The 7,666-nt window shown below is 68.9% G+C and carries 5 protein-coding genes; all 5 read right to left on the bottom strand.

Annotation, left to right across the window (positions count from 1 at the left end):
* Positions 1 to 247: 247 nt before the first annotated feature.
* Positions 248 to 2,146 carry a pectate lyase family protein gene (locus MFF30_RS08185; protein WP_238278599.1) on the bottom strand — a complete coding sequence of 633 codons (1,899 nt, stop codon included), beginning with the start codon at positions 2,144 to 2,146 and terminating at the stop codon, positions 248 to 250.
* A gap of 668 nt (positions 2,147 to 2,814) precedes the next feature.
* Positions 2,815 to 3,114 carry a hypothetical protein gene (locus MFF30_RS08180; RefSeq protein WP_238278597.1) on the bottom strand — a complete coding sequence of 100 codons (300 nt, stop codon included), beginning with the start codon at positions 3,112 to 3,114 and terminating at the stop codon, positions 2,815 to 2,817.
* Positions 3,111 to 5,573, bottom strand: a complete 2,463-nt coding sequence (locus MFF30_RS08175; protein ID WP_238278595.1) for a tetratricopeptide repeat protein — start codon at positions 5,571 to 5,573, stop codon at positions 3,111 to 3,113. Before MFF30_RS08175 ends, MFF30_RS08180 begins: the two co-directional genes overlap by 4 nt.
* A gap of 71 nt (positions 5,574 to 5,644) precedes the next feature.
* On the bottom strand, positions 5,645 to 6,967 hold the full coding sequence (locus MFF30_RS08170; RefSeq protein WP_238278593.1) for a nucleotide sugar dehydrogenase: 1,323 nt from the start codon (positions 6,965 to 6,967) through the stop codon (positions 5,645 to 5,647).
* Positions 6,960 to 7,666: nucleotide sugar dehydrogenase (locus MFF30_RS08165; protein ID WP_238278592.1), on the bottom strand; the 707-nt coding region annotated here is incomplete at its 5' end. The genes MFF30_RS08170 and MFF30_RS08165, both read right to left, overlap by 8 nt.

Raw genomic sequence — 7,666 nt, 5'->3', positions numbered from 1 at the left:
CACCCCAACCTTTTCCAACTCAGTCGCGCCCCGATAGAAGTATAGTTTGAGCGGACGCGATCATAGACACAATCCTCTGATCGGCTCGATTTACGATCGAAAGGGTAAATTCAAATTTCCAAAACACACCCAACAGGCGGACCTTCGCCCGATCCCACGCCGCGTCATGCCCGACCTCCGTCGGCGATGCGGCAGGAGGCTTCCCCGCCGCATCGCTGATAGCTTCGAAGACGCACCGGGACCGGCCTCAGGCGAAGTGCGCCCAGTCGGCGGTCACGGCATTGAGATGGACGCCTTCCAGCAGGATGGTCTCGCCCGGCAGGTGAAGCGTGGTGCCGGCAGCGCCATCCGTCAGGGTGACGTCCGCCGCATGGTAGCCGTGGAAGTTCAGGGTATCGGTCCCGACGGTGAAGTCGTGGATCACGTCCTGTCCGCCCGCGCCCTTGGTAAAGGCGAACACGTCCCGGCCAGCGCCCCCCGTGAGCTGGTCGTTGCCAGCTCCGCCGTCGATGCGGTTGTTGCCGGCGTTGCCCGTCAGGATGTTGTCGAGAGCATTGCCGGTGGCGGAATTGTCGCTCGAGCCGGTCAGGATCAGGTTCTCGACGTTGTTGCCGAGCTTGTAGCTCGTGGCGCTCTCCACCGTGTCGTTGCCCTGACCCGTCAGTTCCACGACGCTGTCGCGGGCGATGTCGACGACATACGTGTCGTCCCCAGCCCCGCCGGCCATGTCGTCGGCGTTGCTCCCGCCGTCGAGTCGGTCGTTGCCCGCGCCGCCGGTGAGGACGTCGTGGCTCGCGCCCCCCTCCAGGACGTCGTTGCCGTCGCCGCCGTCGAGGGTGTCGCTGCCGTTTCCGCCGATGAGGTGATCGTCGCCGTCGCCTCCGAAGAGTTGGTCGTCGCCGTTGTCGCCCGAAAGGGTGTCGTTGCCCGCATCCCCATGCAGGATGTCGCGGCCCTCCCCGCCCGTCAGAACGTCGTCGCCGCCGTGACCATGGACCAGATCATGCCCCTGCCGGGCGTCGATGTGGTCGTTGCCGGCCGTACCGTCGAGGGAGTCCGCGGATTTGGTCCCGACAAGCGACGGCATGGTCTCCACGGGCGCCGGCGCCGGCGGCGTGGGGGAGGTCGGCAGCGGCTTGGACACCACCGGCGGCGGCGACACCGGTTCGGGCACCGCCGGCTCGACCGGAACCGGCACTGGCACCGGCGTCAGGGTGCCCAGATGCCCGATGCCCGCCTGGGCTCGGTCGAGGAGCGGAACGCTCGCGGCATCATCGAGGGTGTAGGCGTAGGGCACGTCGTAGGAGGCCGTGGAAAGGCCATTCTCGGCGGTGGCCTCGTGGCTGCCGGGCTTGCTCCAGGTCACGCCGGTCATGACGTTGCCGCTCAGGTCCCAGTAACCGATCCGGGCGCTGTCCTGGCTGACGATCGGGTTGTGGGCATTCTCGAAGACGTTGTTCTCGATCAGACCGACCGCGTCCATGCGCAGGTTGATGCCCGAAACCTCGATGTTCTTGTAGTAATTGTTGTAGATGTGCACATCCCCGTCGCGGACGCTGGGCGCGCGCGAGCCGATGTTCTCGAAGACGTTGTGATCATAGGTGATGTAGCGCCCGCCCGCATCGGCGTCGGAGTAGCCCACCAGCGACGTCTTGTGATGATCGTGGAGATAGTTGTTCGAGATGGTGATGTACTCGGCGCCACGCTTGATATCGAGCAAGCCGTCGTAATAATCCTTGTCCGCCGCCAAGGTGCTGTAAAGCTCGTTGTGGTCGATCCAGATGTTCCTCGACGCCCCCTCGATGCCGATCGCGTCCTTGGGACCGGTGGCGACGTCGTGAATCTTCAGATTCTGGATGATCAGGTTCGACGAGCCACCACTGACACGAATGCCGATTCCGTCGAAATCGGCGTTGCTGCCGACGCCGACCACCGAGATGTTGCTCTTGCCCGCGATGTTGATCGCGTCGACGCCGCTGTTGCCCGGCGTGATCTTGCCGTCGACGTAGATCGTCAGCGGCCCCGCGGCTTTATCGATCGCCGCTTGGAGCGCCGCGCCGGTGGAGACCGTCACGCTGGAGCCCCCGCTGCCGCCGGTCGTGCCGCCATTCATGGATGCGAAGCCATGAGCCAAATTGTCAGCCATTCGATGCCATTCCCCTTCCGCGCTCTTGTGCGGAAATTCTCTTATTGTTTCAGAAAATTATGGTTAATGCTTCTTTACGAAGGCTATTTCTTACTCAACTCACTATACTTTCGAGCCCATAAAGGTCCCCAAACCGAAAGCTGCATCCAGCCCGGCTTTCATGTCGCCAGAATACGTCCTCTGACCTGTTCTCTGGAGAAGCCAGGTTTCAGACAACCGCTCGCCCCACGACACCCCTTCGATGGGGTCGCGACGGGAACGCGAGATGACTCAGGGCCCGGTTCCGGCCAGTGGAATCAGCCGCGCCGCTGTCCGAGGGCGGAGCACGCCAACGCAACGCTCATCACGATGTCCCCGCTCTGATCGGACCCGCGCCGAAGGGCGCGAAGCCGCGAAAGTAGGGAACGCCTGGGCACGGACGGCACACCGGCCCGGATCAACCGTTCCGAAGCCCGCAAACAATCGAGCGGTGGGAGGAAACCGAAACGACACCGCCCGCCCCGCGCCGACGGCAATGTCATGCCGCAATAAGGCTAAGTTGTGAACCCCAAAATCCAGCCTAAAGCGCCGAATGCTTGCGCACCCGGTGTCTAGAACGCACAAGTTGAGAGCATGGCGCGCGAATGCGCGCTCGAACGACATTCATGTTACTTCAAAGCGACACGAATTCATCGCTCCGATGGCAATCTCTCTCGCTCCAGCACCTCGCACAAGGACCGCGCGAGCCGGGCGACCAGGCGGCGGGCCTCCGCGTCCTGATTCGCACGAGGGCCTGCTTCCGGGGACACGAACACCTCGCCGGTGATGCCCCCCAGCGGCGTGCGGAAGCTGAAGCGGTAGCGGCCGCGATGGCCCCGCTTGAGCACGAAATGCGGCCAGGGTTCGCGCTCGGCGGGGAAACCGTGCTCTCCGGACGTCAGACCGCGGATGGCCGCCTCGTCCTGGGTCCTGGGGGGTAGGCGGATCAACGGGCCAACCCTTCGCCGAGGTCGGCCAGGATCTTGTGCGCGGCCGGACTGGTCGGATCGCGTGCGAGAGCCTGGCGCGCCGCGTCGCGGGCCTCGTCGTAGCTCCGCATCAGGCGCAGGCAACGGCCGAGTTTGATCCAGTGGGCAGCGACATCCGACTGGACCACGGTCAGACGGCGCAGCAGGTGGGCGGCCTCGTCGAGACGCCCGCTCGTGAGGCGCGCCTTGGAGAGGACGCGCAGGGCCTCGAAGCGCTCGGGATCGATGTGCAGGAGCTGCGTCGCCAGGGCTTCCTGCCGGGCAGCGTCGCCCTCGGCCACCGCCTGGCGCAGTGCGGAGGCGACCTGGGCGCCGCCCCGACGCATCAGACGGGTGCAGATCGGGTCTTCGGGATTGTCGGCCAGGACGACGGTGGCGGTGCGCACGGCCCCGTCGATGTCCCCGGCCGCTTCCAGCGCCCGCGCCTGCTTGGCGAGACGGCGCGACACGGATTCGGCCGAGGCGAGCGCCTTGGCGTTGTCGGGATCGGTGCGGGCGGCGCGGCGATAGAGCCCGAGCGCGGGCTCCGGACGCCCGGCGAGGTCGGCGGCGCGGGCGGCGCGCAACAGGGTCGCGGCATCGCTGTCGCCGGCGCGGTCGACCTGGTCCCAGAGGTCGGCGGCCCGCGTCCAGTCGGCGCGCTTCTCGGCCGCCGAGGCTGCCTCGCGCAGGGTCTTCACGGCATCGGGATCGATGTGCAGGACGAGGTCGTAGGCCTGGGCGGCCGCCTGGAAATCCCCCGCCTGGACGGCCGAGCGGGCGGGTACGAGCCATTGCGAGGCGAGCTTCGAGAGGCTGCGGGCGACCGCGCGATCGCCAGGATGGAACACGAGGTAGGCGCGCAGGGCCTCCGCGCCGGTGGCCCAGAATTCCTGCGCGAGGGCGTGCTCGCCCGCGGCCTTCAACTGCCGGCAGATGTCGTCCCGGTGCTCCTCCGGTACGCCCTGCGGTGCGGCACAGACCCGGCGCGCTACCCGCGTCAGGCCCTCGACCCGACCCGCCGCGATCATCCACTGCATGATGGCCAGCGCCGCCTCCGGGTTGGCCTCGGCGAGCGCCTCGGCCACGGCTGCGAGCTCGGCGAAGCGCCCGAGCATGCGAAGGGCCTCGGCCTTGACCGCGAGCGCGACGGTGTCGCCGGGCTCGCGCTCCAGCACCGCGACGGCCAGTTCCAGGCCCGCCTCCGCCTGCCTGGCGCGCAGGTGGCAGCGTGCGGCCTCGATCAGCGGCCAGGTCGCGTCGCGGCGGCAGGCGGCCATCTCGCGCCACATCGCGGCCGCCTCCTCGAAGCGCTTGAGCTTGGTCAGGGCCTTGGCGGCCGTGACCACGGAGGAGGAATTGCGTGGGTTGGCGGCGCGCCCGCGCAGGGCGAAGTCGAGGGCCGTCCCGGGATCGCCCCGGCGCAGGGCAACCTGGGCGATCACCGAGATGCCGGGCGCGCAGGGCGGATCGGCGGCGATGGCGGCACGCGCCACCGCGGACGCCGCAGCGAGGTCACCCGCCCGCATCGCCTCGGCGGCGCGCAGGTGCATCGGGGCCGCGCCCGGCTCCGCGCGCGGCGGCATGGCGCGGCGCGGCGCCGGCACGGGCTTATCCGGTACGAACCCTTGCGTGGCCCGCGGCATGGCGGCGGCGGCGAGCCGGACCTCGTGCAGGAGTTCCTCCTGCAGCACCGTCTCGAAGGCGGGAGCGTAATGGGCACGGCTGGCCCCACCCTCGGCCATCGCGGCCTCGACCCCGAAGGCGAGAACATGCGGAGTCGGGTCGAACACCCGCAGGCCGTGGCGGTGGGCGAATTCGGCCATCCAGGTACTGATCCGCGCCCGGCTCTCGATCTCCCGGCCCTGGGTGTCGGCCACGTTGCAGTGGGTGACGAACACCACCGGGCTCGGCAGCCGGGCGACGATCTCGAGGACGTCGCGCTCCAGCTCCTCCCGGGTGGCGGTGGCGACATGCAGTTCGGCGAGCAGGTGCCGCTCGAAGGGCGCCAGGGTGGCGAAATCGGGTTGCGCGGCCAGATCGAGGATCCGGCGGTCGCGCTCCTCTTCGCCGAGAGCACCGTACAGAACTTTGAGGAGGTCGGGATGACTCCGAAAGCGCTCGGTGAAGTAGTTGAGCTGCAGCATCCACTCGCCGAGCATCACGCCCTTGAGCGAGGAGATCTCCACGAGATGGACGCGCGGCGTCTCCGGCTGGACGCGGGTGGGCAGCCCGCGCGGACCGGCGAGGTAGGGCACGATCTCGGGGGGGAGCGCGAGACCATCGCGAAAATCGAGGAACTGCAGCACTTCCCGCGCGGTGTGGAGGTAGCCGTAGACATCCGCGTTGGCGAGATCGATCAGACCGGCCTGCGCGGCACTCCGCATCGGGTTGACGATGCGGCAGCTGCCCAAAGCCGTGACGCTCAGCCGCTTGAACATGGCACCCTCCTCGCCGGCCCGCCGCCGGCCTCGTTTCGCGTTGCGGCCCCGGAGCGGCGGAGCCAGGCCCATCACATCCGCCACAGGGAGACGCCCTGCGGAACCCGGCTCCGGTCGAGACAGGCCCGCACGTCGAGGACGTCGCCGCCGGGGCCCTTGAGGCAGGGCCGCACGAGGTCCCAGCCCGCCGCCACGAACTGGTGATGCGAGACCGCGACGATCACCGCGTCGCAAGCCTCCAGTTCCGCGAGCGGTCGCAGGGTAATCCCGTACTCGTGGCGCGTCGCCCGGGTATCCGCCTGCGGATCGTGCACCCGCACCTCGCAGCCATGCGCCTCCAGAGTCCGGATGACGTCCGCCACCTTGGAGTTACGGATGTCGGGCACGTTCTCCTTGAAGGTCAGGCCGAGCACGCCGACCCGACCATGCGCGACGCCCCGGGCGGCGAGGCGCCGGATGCACTCGCGGGCGATCACCTCGGCCATGCCGTCGTTGATGCGCCGGCCCGCCAGGATCACCTCCGGCTGGTAATCCGACATCTGCGCCAGATGGGTGAGATAGTAGGGGTCGACGCCGATGCAGTGCCCCCCGACCAGGCCGGGAGCGAAGGGCAGGAAGTTCCATTTGGTCCGGGCGGCGTCGAGCACGTCGGCTGTGTCGATGCCGATGCGGTGGCAGATGATCGCGAGTTCGTTCATCAGCGCGATGTTGAGGTCGCGCTGGGTGTTCTCGATGACCTTGGCGGCCTCCGCGACCCGGATCGAGGGCGCACGATGGACCCCTGCGCGCACCACCGAGCCGTAGACCTCGGCCACGATGTCGAGGGTGGCCTCGTCCTGGCCGGCCACCACCTTGGTCACGGTCTCGAAGCGGTGGACGATGTCGCCCGGGTTGATCCGCTCCGGGCTGTAGCCGACCGTGAAATCCCGCCCGCAGACGAGGCCGGAGGCGGCCTCGAGCACGGGAACGCAGACCTCCTCGGTCGCACCCGGATACACCGTCGATTCGTAGACCACGATGGCACCGGGCGCGATGGCGGCGCCGACGCAGCGCGAGGCGGCGATCAGGGCCGAGAAATCCGGCCGGCAGGCGGTGTCGATGGGGGTCGGCACCGCGACGATGAAGAAATCGGCGCCCCGCAGGGGGCCGGCCTCGGCGGTGTAGCGGATCGGCGCATCCTCGAGGTCGCGCCGGTCGATGACGTTGCACCGGTCGAGCCCCCGACGCAGCTCCGCGATGCGCAGCGGGTCGACGTCGAAGCCGATGGTGGGAGCGCCGGAGGCCGCGAAGGCGGCGGCCACCGGCAGGCCGACATAGCCGAGACCGATGACCGCGATGCGCCTGCCGTGCCCGGTCCGGGCACGGCGCCTCGCGTGGGGGAGGAGATCAAGCACGGACCGCCTCCGCTGCAAGGGCGGAGAGGCCGGCGTCGGCGGGCGCCGAGACCGGCAATTCGCGGCGGCCGCCGATTCCCGCATAGCGGAAGCCGTGGCGAGTGGCCTCGTCCGGCGTGTAGACGTTGCGCAGGTCGACCATGACGGGTGCGGCCATGAGGGTGGCGAGGCGGGCGAAGTCGAGGGCGCGGAAGGCGTTCCACTCGGTGACGATGACGACGGCGTCGGCGCCCTGCGCACAGTCGTAGGCGTCGCTGGCGTAGGTCACGTCGGACAGGAGCGGGCGGGCGGCCTCCATGCCCTCCGGGTCGTAGGCCCGGATCCGCGCGCCCCCGTCCTGCAGGCCGGTGATGATCGAGAGGGCGGGCGCGTCGCGCATGTCGTCGGTGTTGGGCTTGAACGTCAGGCCCAGGATGGCGATCGTCTTGCCCCGCACCGAGCCCCCGCAGGCCAGGATCACCTTGCGGGCCATGGCGCGCTTGCGCTGGTCGTTGACCGAGACCACCGTCTCCACGAGCCGCACCGGGGTGCCCGCGTCCTGGGCCGTCTTGACCAGCGCCAGGGTGTCCTTGGGAAAGCACGAGCCGCCGTAGCCCGGGCCCGCGTGCAGGAACTTCGACCCGATGCGGTTGTCGAGGCCGATGCCGCGGGCGACCTGCTGGACGTTGGCGCCCACCTGCTCGCACAGGTCCGCCATCT

The sequence above is a fragment of the Methylobacterium goesingense genome (assembly GCF_022179225.1).
GTDB classification, from domain to species: Bacteria; Pseudomonadota; Alphaproteobacteria; order Rhizobiales; family Beijerinckiaceae; genus Methylobacterium; species Methylobacterium goesingense.
The sequence above is the reverse complement of the archived record's forward strand: the minus strand, read 5'-3'. Positions and strand labels throughout refer to the sequence as shown.

Coding starts and splice junctions, on each gene's coding strand:
- MFF30_RS08175 (WP_238278595.1), bottom strand. CDS start 5,573: ATGTTCAAGCGGCTGAGCGTCACGGCTTTGGGCAGCTGCCGCATCGTC.
- MFF30_RS08185 (WP_238278599.1), bottom strand. CDS start 2,146: ATGGCTGACAATTTGGCTCATGGCTTCGCATCCATGAATGGCGGCACG.